Below are 15,543 nucleotides of genomic sequence, written 5' to 3'. Positions count from 1 at the left end.
AAGAGCATTGAATGCTCACCATAGTGAAGCCTTTAACTACAACTTTGAAAATTGAATTTAGTTGCCTATTACAACTTTGTGATAGAATAACGCTTTATTATTTAATATCCAAATAAAACCAAAAATATGTCATTAATTAACCTTACAAATGCTTATCTTTCATTTAGTGATGCGCCCCTGCTTGATCATATTGATCTGTCGATTGAAGCAAATGAACGAGTTTGTCTTGTTGGACGTAATGGGGCAGGTAAATCGACGTTACTTAAAGTCCTTAATAAAGAAGTGCCTTTAGATGAAGGGCAAATTATTTATGAAAATAATGTTATTGTTTCACGCCTTCAACAAGATCCTCCTCGAGATATTCAAGGTAATGTATTTGATTTTGTGGCAGAAGGATTAAAAGATCAGGCGCAATTATTACGAGATTATTATGATTTATCTCATCAAATTGAGCAAAATCCAACAGAAAGTAATTTAACTAAGTTGGCAAAAATTCAAGAGCAACTTGATCATCAAAATGGTTGGCAACTTGATAATCGTATTCGTAATGTGATTTCATCACTTTCTTTAGATGGTGATGCATTATTGTCATCATTGTCGGGCGGATGGTTACGTAAAGCCGCTTTAGCCAAAGCGTTAGTTTGTCAACCAACGGTTTTATTACTTGATGAGCCTACCAATCATTTGGATATTGAAACGATTAAATGGTTAGAAGAGTTTTTAAAAAGTTTTAATGGCAGTATTGTTTTTATTTCTCATGACCGATCTTTTATTCGACAAATGGCGACGCGTATTATTGATTTGGATCGCGGTAAGGTTGCATCATGGGGTTGTGATTATGATAGTTATTTAATTGGCAAAGAAGAAGCATTACGCGTTGAAGAACTACAAAATGCCGAATTTGATAAAAAATTAGCTCAAGAAGAGGTTTGGATTCGTCAAGGCATTAAAGCACGTCGCACACGTAACGAAGGTAGAGTACGCGCCTTAAAAGCAATGCGGCAAGAGCATCGGGAGCGCCGTCAAGTGATGGGCAGTGCTAAGATGCAAATCGAAGAAGCATTAAGATCAGGTAAAATTGTTTTTGAACTTGATAATGTCAGTTATCAAATTGAAAATAAACAATTAATCAACGATTTTACCGTGCAAGTCTTAAGAGGTGATAAGATCGCGTTAATTGGACCTAATGGAGTGGGTAAAACGACATTACTTAAATTAATGTTAGGTGATTTAGTCCCAACATCCGGTCATGTTCATTGTGGAACCAAGTTAGAAGTTGCGTACTTTGACCAGTATCGATTAGAACTCGATCCCGAAAAAACCGTAATGGATAATCTTGCTGAAGGTAAGCAAGAAGTGATGGTAAATGGGCGCTCAAGGCATGTTTTAGGTTATTTACAGGATTTTCTATTTCCACCCAAACGAGCACGTACACCAGTAAGAGCATTATCCGGTGGTGAGCGTAATCGTCTGTTATTAGCAAAACTCTTTTTAAAACCAAGTAATTTATTAGTACTTGATGAACCAACCAATGATCTTGATATTGAGACGTTAGAATTATTAGAAGAACTTGTTAATGATTATCAAGGAACGGTTTTACTTGTTAGCCACGACAGGCAATTTGTGGATAATGTTGTCACGCAATGCTGGTTTTTTGAAGATCATGGTCATATTGGTATTTATGCAGGTGGTTACAGTGATGCTTTACAACAACAGCAACAAGCCAATCCCGTTAAAGCACAAATACCCCTTAATCAGTCGAGTAAATCAACTAACAACGAAGCTAATATAGTTGTTGATAATAAAGATCAAACCACTAAAAAGAGAGTCAAACTGAGTTATAATGAGCAACGTGAATTGACCCAATTACCAATTAAGATTGAGCAACTCGAGGTGGCTATTAGTGATTTACAAACACAAATAGGTCATAGTGACTTTTTTAACCAACCTCATGACGTTACCAGCAAAATATTACAAGATTTGGCCGATAAAGAAGCTGAGTTAGAAACTGTATTTACACGCTGGGAACAACTTGAATCGTTAAGCCAATAAGCGCTTGTTTAGCGCTTATTTTGCTAATAACCAAATTCGTTTGGATAATAAGAAGAATAAAAGTAATGCAAGAACAACAAAAATTGAACCAATAAAGCCAATGTAATGGGTTGAGAGTACAACTAAAACTTGGCTACCGACAAAAGCACCGCCACCAATTCCGATATTGTATATACCTGAATAGACCGATGTGGCAATATCTGCGGCATCAGGTGCAGCGTCAATCACTTTGCTTTGCATTACCATACCAATAATAGTTATCGAAAGCCCCCATAACATACTTTGCATAATGGCAGTATAAAGGCTTAAAGCACAAACATATAAAGACAATAAACAAATTATTAGCCCTATCATCGGTAAGACGAGAATCGCAATAGGGTATTTGTCAGCATAGCGAGCAAATAGTATGCTACCTATCATGCCTGAAAATCCAACAGCTAATAATATAATGACAATAACATGTTGACTAAAACCGCCCACTTTCATCATAAATGGTGTGATATACGTGTAAGCAGTAAAATGACCGGTGATAATTATCGCCGTCAATAAATAGATATTCAAAAGAACAGGGCGTTTTAACACTTTTGGAATGTCTTTTAGTGAAATGACATTTAAGCTCGGCACTTGAGGCAATAAGTAGAGTAATAACACCATAATTGAAAATGCAATGATACTGATGCATAAAAAGGTTGCTCGCCATCCCACGAGTTGTCCTATCATTGTACCAATTGGAATACCTAATACGGTAGCCATTGATGTACCCACAACAATAAAACTCATTGCTTGTGCCCGTTTGCCATTTGGCGCTAATCGAACTGCTAATGGCGTAGTGATAGCCCAAAAAACGGCATGCGCACAAGCAATACCAATTCTCGCCACCATTAAACTATAAAAATTCCAAGCAAAACCCGCTAAAATGTGACTACAAATAAACAAACAAAAAAGTCCTGCTAATAATTTTCGTCTTTCCATTTTTGAAGTCAATACTGTCAATGGCAAAGACAATAACGATACCGCCCAAGCATAAATGGTTAATAAAAGCCCAGCATGAGCAACATCCATCGAAAAACTTTCAGCAATGTTGGGTAGTAATCCAACGGGCACAAATTCAGTGGTGTTGAAAATGAATCCAGCAAAAGCCAGACAAAGTATCGACGACCAAATTCGAGACCGTTTATTGGCATTATTCATGATATAACTTTATTGAAGGGATAAATTGATTTTCAATAATTATAACTGAATATTGTTAGTTATTAAACGGATAGGTAGCATAAATCTTGCTTAGCTATGCCATCTATAATCTTTAGATGACATAGCTTTCATAATGGGTAAAATTAGTTTGTTAACGCTGTGACTGCGGCTAACACTTTATCGTAATTAGGTTCGTCCGACGTTTCTTTAACATATTCAACATAAGCGATTTTATCATGTTTATCAACGACAAACACAGCCCTTGTAAGTAATCGTTTTTCTTCAATAACAACACCATATTTTAAACCAAAATCCAGATCTTTGTGATCTGATGTCACTTTTACTGCATCAATTCCTTCGGCCGCGCAGTATCGATTTAATGCAAATGGCAGATCGACACTGACAGAGAATATTACGACATCTTTTAATTTTGCAGCTTCAACATTAAAACGGTGAACTTGCGCACTGCACACAGAAGTATCAATTGATGGCACTGAATTAATTATTCTAACCTTGCCTTTAAAATCGGATAATTTTATCGGCTCCATTTTACTATTTTCAACAGTAAAATCTGGTGCTGTATCACCAATTGTTATTTTTGGTCCTAGCAAAGTAACAGGCGTTCCTTTCATCGTGACTTCATTAACTCGTTTTTGCATAGCTGTCTCCTAATTTTTAGTGTCACATTAACTTAATAGTGGTAGAAATAAGATGGAAAGGTGAGGATAGAAAAACTCTCTTTACTATAAAGCTAGATTAAAAAATCATCAATAGTATGACAAGGTGAATAATGATGATTTACCCAATTAATAAAATTGCTAAAAACATTGTGATGTAAACGCAATGGTTATTTATCCATTTTGCAGCTTTATTAGGTGTAGGTATATAATGTTATTTCCCTTTCTACTACTTTATTGATTATTATGAGCCAACTTCTTATCACTGTGTGTTTACTTACTTTTAGTAATATTTTTATGACTTTTGCTTGGTATGGACATTTACGTTTTTTACATAATCAAGCTTGGATAGTTGCTGTTTTTATAAGTTGGGGTATTGCATTATTTGAATATTTATTACAAGTCCCTGCTAATCGAATTGGTTTTCAAGTCGCGACAGCGGGTCAGTTAAAAATTATTCAAGAAGTGATTAGTTTGTCTGTGTTTATTCCATTTTCAATTTACATTTTAAAAGAACCATTCAAAACGGATTATATTTGGGCCGGTTTATGTTTGCTTGGCGCTGTATTTTTTATGTTTCGAGATAAGATCTTGGCTTAATAGACTTTCACAACCTGAATCAATATGTGACACTTATCACATAATAAAAATCCGACTGTTTATTCCTAAAATAATTCAATTTAAGATTGGCTGACTGCGAAGTGGTCAATCTGATTAAATAGCGTTTTAACAACGTATTATCGAAATTTTTTATTACTTGAAGAAACTAACAAGGCAATTTGTTTCATAGACTATATTGATAGTGTAATGCCAAGTTTAGTAAGGAGATGTATATGAAACAACTTTTTGTCAAAAGTATTATCATTGGTTGTTTATTTTGTGCAAATACTTTTGCGGTAGGCGTTAAAGATGTCACTACCGATCCGCAAGACTTTTATCTTAAAGAAGATCAAGCACCTGATAGTCTATTATTGCTACCGCCTCCACCATCTTATAATAGTATTGATTTTTTGAGAGATAAAGCTCAATATGATTGGGGAAAATCTATGCGTAATACTGAGCGCGGTCATCAAGCCTATTTAGATGCCGATTCCAGTAAAGATAATGTTACTAAGCAGTTTTCGCCATCTTTTGGTCACGAAATATCAATCACAACAACTCCTGAGATTTATAAACTAATTACCACAATGAAAGAAGATGCGGGGGATCTCGCCACACGTTCAGCGAAAAACCATTATAACCGAGTCAGGCCCTTCTCTTTTTTTAATGAACCAACTTGTCGCCCTGAAGACGAAAAAACTTTATCCACTAATGGTTCATATCCGTCAGGTCACACCACAATGGGGTTTGCTATTTCGCTAGTGTTGGCTGAGATAAATCCTGAGCGTCAAAATGAAATTTTAAAACGTGGTTATGAGATTGGTGAAAGTCGGGTAATTTGTGGCTATCACTGGCAGAGTGATGTGGATGCCGCTAAAGTGATGGCAGCAGCAGTTGTCGCGCAATTACATACTAATCCTGCATTTAATCAGCAATTAGCTAAAGCTAAAACAGAATTTAGTCATTTAAAAAAACATTGATCTAAAATTTAACTTAGCGTTATTAAGTTGTGATGAATAATTCGCAATGAAATTGGCTTTTAATTATAAAAAGCCAATTAATTAACCCTTATACTGCTTTAAATGATATATCTGGCAAAATAGTTTCACCTTGCCAATAAAGTTCACTGGCAATTAAGCTGGCTATTTGACAATAAAGTTGTGTAAAGTCACTTTCAGGGTGACTAATTACAGTTGGTTTGCCAGAATCGAGATCTTGTCTTAACATTTTATGTAGGGGTATTTGGCCCAATAATTTAGTGTGATATTGCTCGGCTAAATGTTTAGCGCCACCTTCTCCAAAAATAGCTTCATGATGACCACAATTTTCACAGATGTGATAACTCATATTTTCAACAATTCCCAGCGTTGGAATGTTGACTTTATTGAACATGGTAATGCCTTTTTTAGCGTCAATTAAAGCAATATCTTGTGGCGTTGTAACAATAACCGCGGCTGTCACAGGAATACTTTGTGCAAGAGTTAATTGTATATCGCCAGTGCCTGGCGGCATATCGATAACTAAATAATCGAGTTCGGGCCAAAGTGTATCTTGTAAAATTTGTAGCAATGCTTTACTTGCCATTGGTCCTCGCCATACCATAGCACCATCAGCATCAACTAAATAACCAATAGAGTTACTCGCTAATCCATATGCCATAATAGGGCTCATATGTTTATTATCAGGGGTTAATGGTTGTTGTTTTTCTGTGCCTAACATTGTTGGAATAGAAGGACCATAGATATCAGCATCTAAAATGCCAACTTTAGCGCCTTGTGCTTGTAACGCAAGGGCAAGATTAATTGCTGTTGACGATTTACCAACTCCGCCTTTTCCTGAGCTAACAGCAATAATGTTTTTAATATTTTTAACTGCATGTTGGCTATTGGCACGTTTTAAAGTGGCTATGTTATAGTCAAGCTGCCAATTCACATGGTTAACATTATCTAACTTAAGTAACTCAGGCGTTAACTTAGCTTTTAACTCTTCAAAAGCAAGTCCCCAAGCAAATGGCATGGTTAAATGAATTGAAAGTGACTCATCAACATATTCACACCGCTTAACCGCACCAAGTGCAACTAAATTTTTTTGTAAAGTAGGATGGGTAAATGTTTCAAGAATCTGTTTTGCTTCCATGTTTTTTGACCTTAAATTTTGTGTACCAGATTTCTACTTATATTGTTTTAAATTATTAGTATTTCAAGTACGATGACAAACAGTTATCTAATCGATAAATTAAGTATTGCCATTTTATATGATTAATTATGCCTATTACACTTTGAATTCATGTTGAATTTGAGAGAAATGTTATTAAATTATGGCATAAATCTAGCGATAATCCCACGATTGATGTACTATTTCCGCCATTATGTAATAAAAGGTAATTAATCGACATGACAACAAAACGCAAAATATTGGTGACTTGTGCGCTTCCTTACGCAAATGGTTCAATTCACTTAGGGCATATGCTTGAGCATATTCAAGCTGATGTTTGGGTACGTTATCAACGTATGCGTGGTAATGAGATCTATTTTATTTGTGCTGACGATGCGCATGGTACGCCAATCATGCTTAAAGCTCAGCAATTAGGTATGACACCAGAGCAAATGATTGCAGACGTTAACATCGAGCACCAACGAGATTTTGCTGGTTTTAATATTAGTTACGATAATTACCACTCAACGCATAGTCCTGAAAATCGTGAAATATCAGAGCAAATTTATAAAAAGCTAAAAGCTAATGGCTATATTAAAACTAAAGTTATTTCACAATTATTCGATCCCGAAAAACAGATGTTTTTACCTGATCGTTTTGTGAAAGGGACTTGCCCTCGTTGTAAATCACCAGACCAATATGGCGATAATTGCGAAGTTTGTGGTGCAACCTATAATCCGATTGATTTAATCAATCCGCAATCGGTGGTATCTGGTGCGACGCCGATCATGAAAGATTCTGAGCACTTCTTTTTTGACTTGCCTGCGTTTTCCGATATGTTACAAGCGTGGATTCGTTCAGGCACACTACAAGATCAAGTGGCTAATAAAATGCAGGAGTGGTTTGAAGCAGGATTACAACCATGGGACATTAGCCGTGATGCGCCTTATTTTGGCTTTGAAATTCCAGACGCACCAGGTAAATATTTTTATGTTTGGTTAGATGCGCCAATCGGTTATATGGGCTCTTTCCTCAATTACTGCAATAAACATAATAAACCGATTTTTGATGAGTTTTGGAACAAAGGCTCAACAACTGAACTTTACCATTTTATCGGTAAAGATATTGTTTACTTCCATAGCTTGTTTTGGCCGGCAATGTTAGATGGTAGCGAACATCGTAAACCTTCCAATATTTTTGTGCATGGTTATGTGACAGTCGATGGCGCTAAAATGTCAAAATCACGCGGTACCTTTATCCAAGCAAGTACCTATTTAAAACATTTAGATCCTGACTGTTTGCGTTACTATTATGCCGCGAAATTATCACCACATATTGATGATATCGATTTAAACTTAGAAGATTTTGTTCAACGTGTAAATAGTGATTTAGTTAACAAAGTGGTGAATATTGCCTCGCGTTCGGCAGGCTTTATTAGTAAACGGTTTGACGGTAAATTATCTGATAATCTTGCTGAACCCGAGCTTTATGCGTTATTTGTCGAAAAATCAATCGTGATTGCTGACTACTTTGAACAACGTGAATCAGGGAAAGCAATACGTGAAATCATGGCACTGGCTGATGAAGCTAATCGCTATATTGATGAAAAAGCGCCATGGGTAGTGGCTAAACAAGAGGGGCAGGAGCAAACTCTACAAGATATTTGCTCAATGGGTATTCATCTATTCCGTATTTTGATGACTTATTTAAAACCAATCGTGCCGTCATTAGCACAGCGCACCGAAGAATTTTTAGGTAGCCAATTAGCGTGGGATTCGATTAATCAACCTTTAATTGGACACACTATTAACCGATTTAAAGCCCTATTTAACCGTATCGATATGGATAAAATTACTGCTATGATTGACGAAACAAAACAACAAGCTGCATTAGCGACACCAGCTAAAGAAAACGTCGCCGAACCTATTGCTGACACGATCAATTTTGATGATTTTGCCAAAGTGGATATGCGCGTTGCCTTAATTAAAAATGCAACTGTTGTTGACGGCTCTGATAAGTTATTGCAGTTAACACTTGATATTGGTGACGAAACTCGCAACGTATTTTCGGGCATTAAACAGTTCTATCCAGATCCAGCGGTTTTAGTTGGTAGATTAACCATTATGATTGCCAACTTGGCTCCACGTAAGATGCGCTTTGGTATTTCAGAAGGGATGGTACTATGTGCAAGTGGTAAAGACGATAGCGAAGGTGTTTACTTATTATCGCCAGATAGCGGAGCAAAACCGGGTATGCGAATTTCGTAACTGTTTATATTATTCACATCTTAACAAGTTAAACATTAAAGCTTGTTAAGATGTTTTTAAGTAGATATTTAAATGAAATTGCACCTCACTACGATGGTTAGTTGAATTATAAATTTTTACTTAACCAACTATCGTGCAACCATTTTTGTGTTTGGCGACCTGCACGAATAAAGTCCCATTCAACATCCCTTTCAAAAACCATTACTGTTTCGTCTGGTGCAATAATTGTCCAAAAGTAAAGACCTGTATTTAAATCACGGCATTTTACCTTCATACCTGTCAACGTCACTTTTTTTCCGTCAACAATGATTTGTTCATCATGCGTATCTATCCAATTATTGTTAAAGTTGTTTAATAAATCGGGTGCATAAGTTTCTAGAAATTTAAGTGTAATGGATAAGGCTTTATCTTTATCAACTTGCGCTTTAGATGATTGATATTTCGGCAATAATCTAACAAATCCTTCTAATTTCCCGGTATTATTATCCAATAAAAATGAGATATGCTGGTTATGAAGTTGCATGGTTTCTTGCGGTTCAAAACGATATAGTGTCACTGGTTGTTGATTGTGCATTACTTCAATAGTTAAAACTAACTTAAAATTAAGTTCATTATTATCTAATAGTTGTTGTAAATTGGGTGCAGCTTGGGTACTGATGTTTGTTAACTCTATTAAGGTCATCGTATTTTCCTTTGTTTGGTGCAATTGTTGAGCATAGCATGTTGAATAACAAAAACTTAATATTAGTGTCAGTTTGATTAATCGTTCTATCATAAATCAATTCCTTATGATGAGGGTTAAATTGATGATGAGTTGGATTGCGCAGAGTAAAAGTAAAAGAGAAAGCGCGGTTATTAGTACAAAAGGGTTAATTAAAGACGGTAAAAATGCTCCAAGACTTACACCAATAAACAAAATACAAGTATATAGTGATGTTGCAATACCTCTATCTTTGATCTCTGATTGTGTTGCTACATATACAATCATAGAAGGAATAGCATAGGCAAGACCAATGATGAATATGAAATGAGAGAGATAGAGGATAATTAATGTGTTAATTTGATCATTTATAAAAAATGCCTGTATCAATAATGTTAATGCCATTACGCAAAGCGCTATTGCTAGCACATATGCGGGTTTGATCACTTTAAATAGATAACTTGCGGTTAAACTAAATAACATAGCAACAATGCCAATGCTTCTTAAAGTTGTAATATGGCTGATAAGCGAGCTACGATATAATACGGAATAAAGTGCAACAAAACCGAGTAAAACGAATAATGAGCAGAGATATACTGGAAACAATTTTTTATTGATCAGTATAGTTGGTAACTTAGACAATATTGTAATAAGCGTTGTACTTGGTACGGCCAGATTATTTTTTTCGCTTTTTAAGTGATAGACGTAAAAAATAGTGGCACCACTCGCATAAATACCGCCTAAAAACCACATTGCATAAAGCAGTGAGTTTGAAATCAATAACGACCCTAACCATTGCCCAATTGTTGCTGCAAGTAAAAATGCACAACTAATTATTGATATCGCTTTAGATTTTGAGCTGTCAGGTAGGTTAATCGAAATCCACGCTAAAGCAACAGGCGGAAACGAGGCGGCGCAAAATCCCTGAGCTGAACGAGCAAGCAGTAGTAAATAGTAGTTTGCTAGCAGTGGTAAGATAAAACTAACGCAGGCAAGTAATAGCAGACCAATGATTAAAGTGAGATCCTTGCCGATTTTGTCTGATAAACTTCCCCAGACAATCAGTCCGATAGCGTAGAAAATGCCAAAAAAGGTGGTTAATAATCCAATATTATCGGCACTTGCGTGAGTAACAAAAAGTAGTAGATTGGTTGAGACAGGCATTAATATATAAAGTTGACTCACAACGGCCAGTGCAATAAGTGGAATGTAAAAGGTACCTATAATTAATTTATATTTCATGTTAAGCTCTAAATGTTCAATAATTGTAGTTAAAGTGCAATTATTGAATTATAGGGTCATTTTTATCTTAAATACAACATTATTTGTTGTTTAAAGATATTGTGCCTTATAATAAGCATTTATTTTGACTATAAACAGGTTTTCGACATGGGTGATAATTCACTAAAAAATACGTATGATGACTTTTTATCAACAGTGATTGTTGGTATTGGGGAAGTTTCTGAAATGACTAAAATTCCAGTGAGAAAATTACGTTATTGGGAAGAAAAAGGCATCATCAAAACAGTTGACCCACAATCTAAATCTCGTCAATTTGATTTAGCCAATATTAAAAAGATAATTCTTATTCAAGAATTGATTGATGATGGATATTCATTAGATGGCGCAGCGAAGAAAGTTGAAGAAAGGTTTGCTAAAATTGGCTCATTGATGAGTTTAATTCAGATGTAACAATAGGTTTTTTTAGACACTAGCTGTTAAGCTACCATTTATTTAAATTAGGTTTAAAAAAACTCAAAACGATAACAATGTTATGGTTTTGAGTTAGTTTTTATTCAAATATCATTCAATAGTAATATGGCATCATCTTACTATTTTTGATTTTCAGCTGGATTGCCTGAATAGGGGAATAGGCCATCTTTAAGTGAGAATGAAAAGTCTTTAGTGCTAATTTCACCAACGACTTTATCACTATCGTATAACGCTAACAAAAATTGTGCCATTTGTTCGGCTGAATGATATTTAGCAAAGCTTTTATTGTAGTCATAATCGGTGACATTGTTAGCTTTTTGTCCAAACTCTGTTTTGGTTGCCGCAGGAGCCAGCACTTTAGCTTGTAATGGCGCTTTAGCTTGTTTTAATTCGTGAGCTAAACCTTCAGTGAATGCACTAACATAAAATTTAGTTGCACAGTATGTGACCGCATTTGGTACTATTGTGTATCCGCCTCTTGATGAAAGATTAATTATTTGAGTATTTGCTTGATCTTGATATTTACGCACATACAGCGTTGATAGAATTGTTAATGCTTCGATATTTAAATGTAGCATTGATTCTATTTTATTTAAGTCCTGCTCTTTAACACTTCCATAATTGCCAAAACCTGCATTGTTAATCCAAGTCTCGATAAAATATTGATCAAGATCTTGAAAAAGTGAATGTACATTACTGGCTACTGATAAATCACATAATTTTATAATGACATCGACCGCTGGGTTGATCTCTGCAATTTTGTTTTTAAGATCAATTAATTGTTCTTCCCTTCTTGCAATAAGAATAAGGGATTTGTTGCGTTTAGCAAATTCAAGTGCTGTTGCATAACCTATACCAGAGCTCGCACCTGTTATAGCTGTGTATCTTTTATCTGTCATATTCATATTTTATTTCCATTAAAACGATTATTAAATTTAATTTGTCTAGTAATTAAATAAAACGGCTAATTGTCATTTTTTTAATATTAAAGCATTAGAGATAATTGAATTGTATTTCTTAATTTAAGATTTCCATGAATTATGTGGTAATTCATCTTCTTTGGTCGCTTTTGCTAAAGCTTCTTTTAATTGTTCACGATTAAGTGAAATGCAATAAGCTGGTTTAGCTCGTTCGAATCGCCAGCTTTCTGATAAATTGCCAACATCAATATAATCATAGCCAATTTGGTCAAGTAACTGACAAACTATCTGTTTGCTCGGCATATCATTACCAGCGACAGGCAGCGCTCTTCTGTTAACTTTATCATTTGGTTTCGCATCTTTAACGATATCTTTTGCAAGAATAGCATTGAATGCTTTGACTACTTTCGATTGGTTAAGGTGTTGAGCGACAAGTTCGCTGGTTGTTATTTGATGATTATCCAATAACTCAAAATGACCATCCCTGTCAGGATAGTAGTTCATGGTATCAATAATAATTTTGTTACTTAGTAAATCTGTTGGTAACTGTTTATAGTTAGCAAATGGTATTGCAGTTACGATGATATCACTAAATTCTATGGCTTCTTGTTGATTGCCGATTTGACAACCTATCGCGCTCGCCACGCTGTAAAGTGTGTTTTTTCCTCTTGAGTTACTTAGCATAACTTGATACCCAGATTCTATAAATAATTTTGCACAAGCTTGACCAATAAAGCCAGCGCCAATAATCGATATTTTTTTCATTTTGTATTTCCATTAAATAAATAAAGTTGTTGTATTATCTTTATAAAATAATAGATAATAAATACGATAATAATTGATTTATTAACAACTAGGAGTTGATAATTTGGATTTATTAAAGTGCATGGAAGCGTTTGTTGTGACAGTAAAAACAGGATCTTTTGTTGCTACATCTGTTTCATTAAATACTTCACCTCAAATGGTCACTAAATATATTTCTTATCTAGAAAAATACATTGGTTTAAAGCTACTTAATCGAACAACACGTTCACAGCATTTAACTGAATTTGGCAAACAATATTATGAGCGGTGTTTGTTTATCCTTGATGAAGTTAAAGCAACAAAAAATCTTGCCCAGCAATTTAGTGAAGAGCCTAATGGTCGATTAAGAATCAGTGCGCCAGTCAGCTTTGGTCATTTCAATTTAATTCCAGTTATTAGCTGTTTTATGAAGCGTTATCCCAAGGTAAATATTGATCTTCAATTAAGTGATCGTTATGTTGATTTGGTTCAGGATGATTTTGATGCGGTGTTTCGTATTGGAGTATTAGATGATTCAAGCCTAATTGCTCGTAAACTCAAATCTTTTCAACTTATTTTTGCTGCTGCACCAAGTTATTTGGCTAAATATGGAATACCATCAGTGCCCAATGATATAAAAAAACACCAATGTTTGATTTATCAATATGTTAATCCAACAAGAAAAGATCATCTTTGGTCTTTTAAAGTTAATGGTCAAGTGATTAATCTTCCTATATCCGGAATGTTACAAAGTAATGATACCTTCGCCTTAGCACAAGCCGCCATTCAAGGATTGGGAGTAACGATGTTACCTGAGTCGATGCTAAGTGAAGCAATTAAACAACAAAAATTATTACCCATTCTACAGGAGTATTTACCACCACCTAGAGAAGTTCATCTACTTTATACAGCGGATAAACGCCAGTTGTTGAAATTAAAGATGTTTATTGAATTTATAGTAGATAAGATGGCTTAGCTTATTTGATGCTGTTTACTGTAAGTATATTGGTCAATATGCCTGAGTGTAAGTGAGATAATATAATAACTAGCTAAAGTATCGATAACTAAAAAGGCGACTCAGTCGCCTTTTTAGTTAATAGTTTAAATCCATTTAAACTACTATTTATTTAATTGTTACTGTTGTGCTTAACTCTTTTCCTAACATATTGTTAAGGTAAACTAAGTCATCAGCAGTTAATGTACCAACTGCATACTTCAGCTGTAATAAACTCGTTAAATAAGTATATTTAGCATCAGATAAGTTGCGCTTAGAGCTATATAGCTGAGTTGTGGCATTTAATACATCAACAATAGTACGTGTTCCAACTTGATATCCCGATGTGGTTGCTTCTAATGAACTTTCCGCAGAGACAACCGCTTGTTGGTAAGCTTTGATTGCACTGATAGATGACGAAATATTGTTGTAAGAAGAACGAACTTGATTAATCACGCTACGATTGGTGCTTTCAAGTTTTTCACTAAAACTGACAAAGTTATGTTGCGCTTGTTCAACTTGAGACATGGTTGCACCGCCCGAGAAGATTGGCATACTAACACTCACGCCAACATAGTTACTGCCGGAATATTTAGTACCATTAGGGACATTAGGACTAGTCTGCTTACCATATCGATCAGTTTTATTTAAATTGGTCGATGCATCAACACTTGCTGTTGGCATATAACCAGATTGTGCTAACTTGATTTGATCGCGTGCGATATCTTGATTTAATTTCATTGTTAATAAATTCAGATTTGATGTTTCTGATTGTTTCAACAATGCGCCGATTTGGGTTGGCATTTCAGTTTTAAACGTCTTAGTATTAATACTTGCTAATTGGGAATAAAAACGACCGCTGACTTGCCGTAAATCTTCAATGGCGTTATTTAAATCATTTAATGCATTAACTTGTTGTGCAACGGTTAAATCATAATTAGCTTTGGCATTTTGTACATCTGTAATAGCCACTAAACCCACTTGATGTTGTTGCTGGGTTTGTTCTAATTGACGACCAATGGCTTTTTTCTGAGCTTCGATAAAGCTCAATGCATCAAGCGCTTTTAGCACATTAAAATAAGCAACTGAAGTATTTAAAATTAATGTTTGCCCTTGATATTGGTAAGTGATATCAGCAATACTCGCTTGTTTTTTTGTGATATCTAAATTTTTCCAATTAGAAAAATTGAATAGACTTTGCGATAAAGTGACTTGATATAAATTACCACTTTTAGATTTTTCACCGCTGTTATCTCGGCGCCCATGTGTTACACCATAAGAAGCACTTAACCCAACTTGTGGTAATAAACTTGCTCGAGAGCCTGAAATTGCTGAATAAGCTTTGTCTTTATCGGCTAATGAACTTCGTAGATCTGGGTTCGTTTCTTTGGCTTGTTCATATACCTGAACCAAATTTTCAGCAAAAACTGCTTGGCTTAATGTTAAGCCGATTAGAAAAGTTAGCGTTTTTTTCATCAATTATCTCTTTAAG

The 15,543-nt window shown here is 35.1% G+C and carries 14 protein-coding genes; 6 read left to right on the top strand and 8 right to left on the bottom strand.

The genetic code is table 11. The features are described from left to right. Window positions 1–126: 126 nt before the first annotated feature. Window positions 127–2,052, top strand: coding sequence for an ABC transporter ATP-binding protein (locus J3U63_RS02615; RefSeq protein WP_267370366.1), 1,926 nt, complete (start codon window positions 127–129; stop codon window positions 2,050–2,052). Window positions 2,053–2,067: 15 nt separating this feature from the next. On the opposite strand, the gene J3U63_RS02610 is transcribed toward J3U63_RS02615, so the two are convergent. Beyond that, the gene (locus tag J3U63_RS02610; protein WP_267333262.1) at window positions 2,068–3,243 is read right to left on the bottom strand and encodes a sugar transporter; all 1,176 of its coding nucleotides are present in this window, start codon (window positions 3,241–3,243) and stop codon (window positions 2,068–2,070) included. 143 nt (window positions 3,244–3,386) lie between these two features. Further along, entirely contained in the window at window positions 3,387–3,902 is a 516-nt protein-coding gene (tpx, locus tag J3U63_RS02605) for a thiol peroxidase (RefSeq protein WP_267333263.1), read from the bottom strand. A 264-nt stretch (window positions 3,903–4,166) separates the two neighbouring features. Between tpx and J3U63_RS02600 the strand changes: the two genes are divergently transcribed. Further along, window positions 4,167–4,520 (top strand): DMT family protein, encoded by a 354-nt coding sequence (locus J3U63_RS02600; protein WP_267333264.1) that lies wholly within the window; start codon window positions 4,167–4,169, stop codon window positions 4,518–4,520. Between the two features lie 233 nt (window positions 4,521–4,753). Beyond that, window positions 4,754–5,500 carry an acid phosphatase gene (locus J3U63_RS02595; RefSeq protein ID WP_267333265.1) on the top strand — a complete coding sequence of 249 codons (747 nt, stop codon included), beginning with the start codon at window positions 4,754–4,756 and terminating at the stop codon, window positions 5,498–5,500. 88 nt (window positions 5,501–5,588) lie between these two features. On the opposite strand, the gene apbC is transcribed toward J3U63_RS02595, so the two are convergent. After that, window positions 5,589–6,656, bottom strand: coding sequence for an iron-sulfur cluster carrier protein ApbC (apbC, locus tag J3U63_RS02590; RefSeq protein ID WP_267333266.1), 1,068 nt, complete (start codon window positions 6,654–6,656; stop codon window positions 5,589–5,591). 257 nt (window positions 6,657–6,913) lie between these two features. On the opposite strand from apbC, the gene metG reads away from it, so the two are divergent. Beyond that, window positions 6,914–8,941, top strand: a complete 2,028-nt coding sequence (gene metG, locus J3U63_RS02585; protein ID WP_267370365.1) for a methionine--tRNA ligase — start codon at window positions 6,914–6,916, stop codon at window positions 8,939–8,941. A gap of 106 nt (window positions 8,942–9,047) precedes the next feature. Here the strand turns inward: metG and J3U63_RS02580 are convergent, their stop codons facing one another. Together J3U63_RS02580 and J3U63_RS02575 are read right to left on the bottom strand one after the other, a co-directional pair. Continuing rightward, complete coding sequence (locus tag J3U63_RS02580) at window positions 9,048–9,716, bottom strand: YcdB/YcdC domain-containing protein (protein WP_267370364.1); 669 nt, start codon at window positions 9,714–9,716, stop codon at window positions 9,048–9,050. A gap of 3 nt (window positions 9,717–9,719) precedes the next feature. Then, complete coding sequence (locus tag J3U63_RS02575; RefSeq protein WP_267370363.1) at window positions 9,720–10,883, bottom strand: MFS transporter; 1,164 nt, start codon at window positions 10,881–10,883, stop codon at window positions 9,720–9,722. A gap of 147 nt (window positions 10,884–11,030) precedes the next feature. Here J3U63_RS02575 and J3U63_RS02570 point away from each other — a divergent pair, with 147 nt between their 5' ends. Continuing rightward, a complete protein-coding gene (locus J3U63_RS02570) occupies window positions 11,031–11,333 on the top strand; it encodes a MerR family transcriptional regulator (RefSeq protein ID WP_267333270.1) in 303 nt (100 codons plus the stop codon). Between the two features lie 140 nt (window positions 11,334–11,473). On the opposite strand, the gene J3U63_RS02565 is transcribed toward J3U63_RS02570, so the two are convergent. Beyond that, on the bottom strand, window positions 11,474–12,253 hold the full coding sequence (locus J3U63_RS02565; RefSeq protein ID WP_416379571.1) for an SDR family NAD(P)-dependent oxidoreductase: 780 nt from the start codon (window positions 12,251–12,253) through the stop codon (window positions 11,474–11,476). 123 nt (window positions 12,254–12,376) lie between these two features. After that, window positions 12,377–13,039, bottom strand: coding sequence for an NADPH-dependent F420 reductase (locus J3U63_RS02560; protein ID WP_267370362.1), 663 nt, complete (start codon window positions 13,037–13,039; stop codon window positions 12,377–12,379). A 103-nt stretch (window positions 13,040–13,142) separates the two neighbouring features. Between J3U63_RS02560 and J3U63_RS02555 the strand changes: the two genes are divergently transcribed. After that, window positions 13,143–14,033: a LysR family transcriptional regulator gene (locus J3U63_RS02555; protein ID WP_267333273.1), complete on the top strand. Its 891-nt coding sequence runs from the start codon at window positions 13,143–13,145 to the stop codon at window positions 14,031–14,033. 147 nt (window positions 14,034–14,180) lie between these two features. On the opposite strand, the gene tolC is transcribed toward J3U63_RS02555, so the two are convergent. Continuing rightward, a complete protein-coding gene (tolC, locus tag J3U63_RS02550; RefSeq protein WP_267343582.1) occupies window positions 14,181–15,527 on the bottom strand; it encodes an outer membrane channel protein TolC in 1,347 nt (448 codons plus the stop codon). Between the last annotated feature and the right edge of the window lie 16 nt (window positions 15,528–15,543).

The sequence above is a fragment of the Gilliamella sp. B2838 genome (genome assembly GCF_026536185.1).
Lineage (GTDB): Bacteria > Pseudomonadota > Gammaproteobacteria > Enterobacterales > Orbaceae > Gilliamella.
Note: the sequence above shows the minus strand (reverse complement) of the source record. Positions and strands in the feature narration are given on the sequence as shown.

Coding starts and splice junctions, on each gene's coding strand:
- J3U63_RS02615 (WP_267370366.1), top strand. CDS start 127: ATGTCATTAATTAACCTTACAAATGCTTATCTTTCATTTAGTGATGCG.
- J3U63_RS02610 (WP_267333262.1), bottom strand. CDS start 3,243: ATGAATAATGCCAATAAACGGTCTCGAATTTGGTCGTCGATACTTTGT.
- tpx (WP_267333263.1), bottom strand. CDS start 3,902: ATGCAAAAACGAGTTAATGAAGTCACGATGAAAGGAACGCCTGTTACT.
- J3U63_RS02600 (WP_267333264.1), top strand. CDS start 4,167: ATGAGCCAACTTCTTATCACTGTGTGTTTACTTACTTTTAGTAATATT.
- J3U63_RS02595 (WP_267333265.1), top strand. CDS start 4,754: ATGAAACAACTTTTTGTCAAAAGTATTATCATTGGTTGTTTATTTTGT.
- apbC (WP_267333266.1), bottom strand. CDS start 6,656: ATGGAAGCAAAACAGATTCTTGAAACATTTACCCATCCTACTTTACAA.
- metG (WP_267370365.1), top strand. CDS start 6,914: ATGACAACAAAACGCAAAATATTGGTGACTTGTGCGCTTCCTTACGCA.
- J3U63_RS02580 (WP_267370364.1), bottom strand. CDS start 9,716: ATGATAGAACGATTAATCAAACTGACACTAATATTAAGTTTTTGTTAT.
- J3U63_RS02575 (WP_267370363.1), bottom strand. CDS start 10,883: ATGAAATATAAATTAATTATAGGTACCTTTTACATTCCACTTATTGCA.
- J3U63_RS02570 (WP_267333270.1), top strand. CDS start 11,031: ATGGGTGATAATTCACTAAAAAATACGTATGATGACTTTTTATCAACA.
- J3U63_RS02565 (WP_416379571.1), bottom strand. CDS start 12,253: ATGACAGATAAAAGATACACAGCTATAACAGGTGCGAGCTCTGGTATA.
- J3U63_RS02560 (WP_267370362.1), bottom strand. CDS start 13,039: ATGAAAAAAATATCGATTATTGGCGCTGGCTTTATTGGTCAAGCTTGT.
- tolC (WP_267343582.1), bottom strand. CDS start 15,527: ATGAAAAAAACGCTAACTTTTCTAATCGGCTTAACATTAAGCCAAGCA.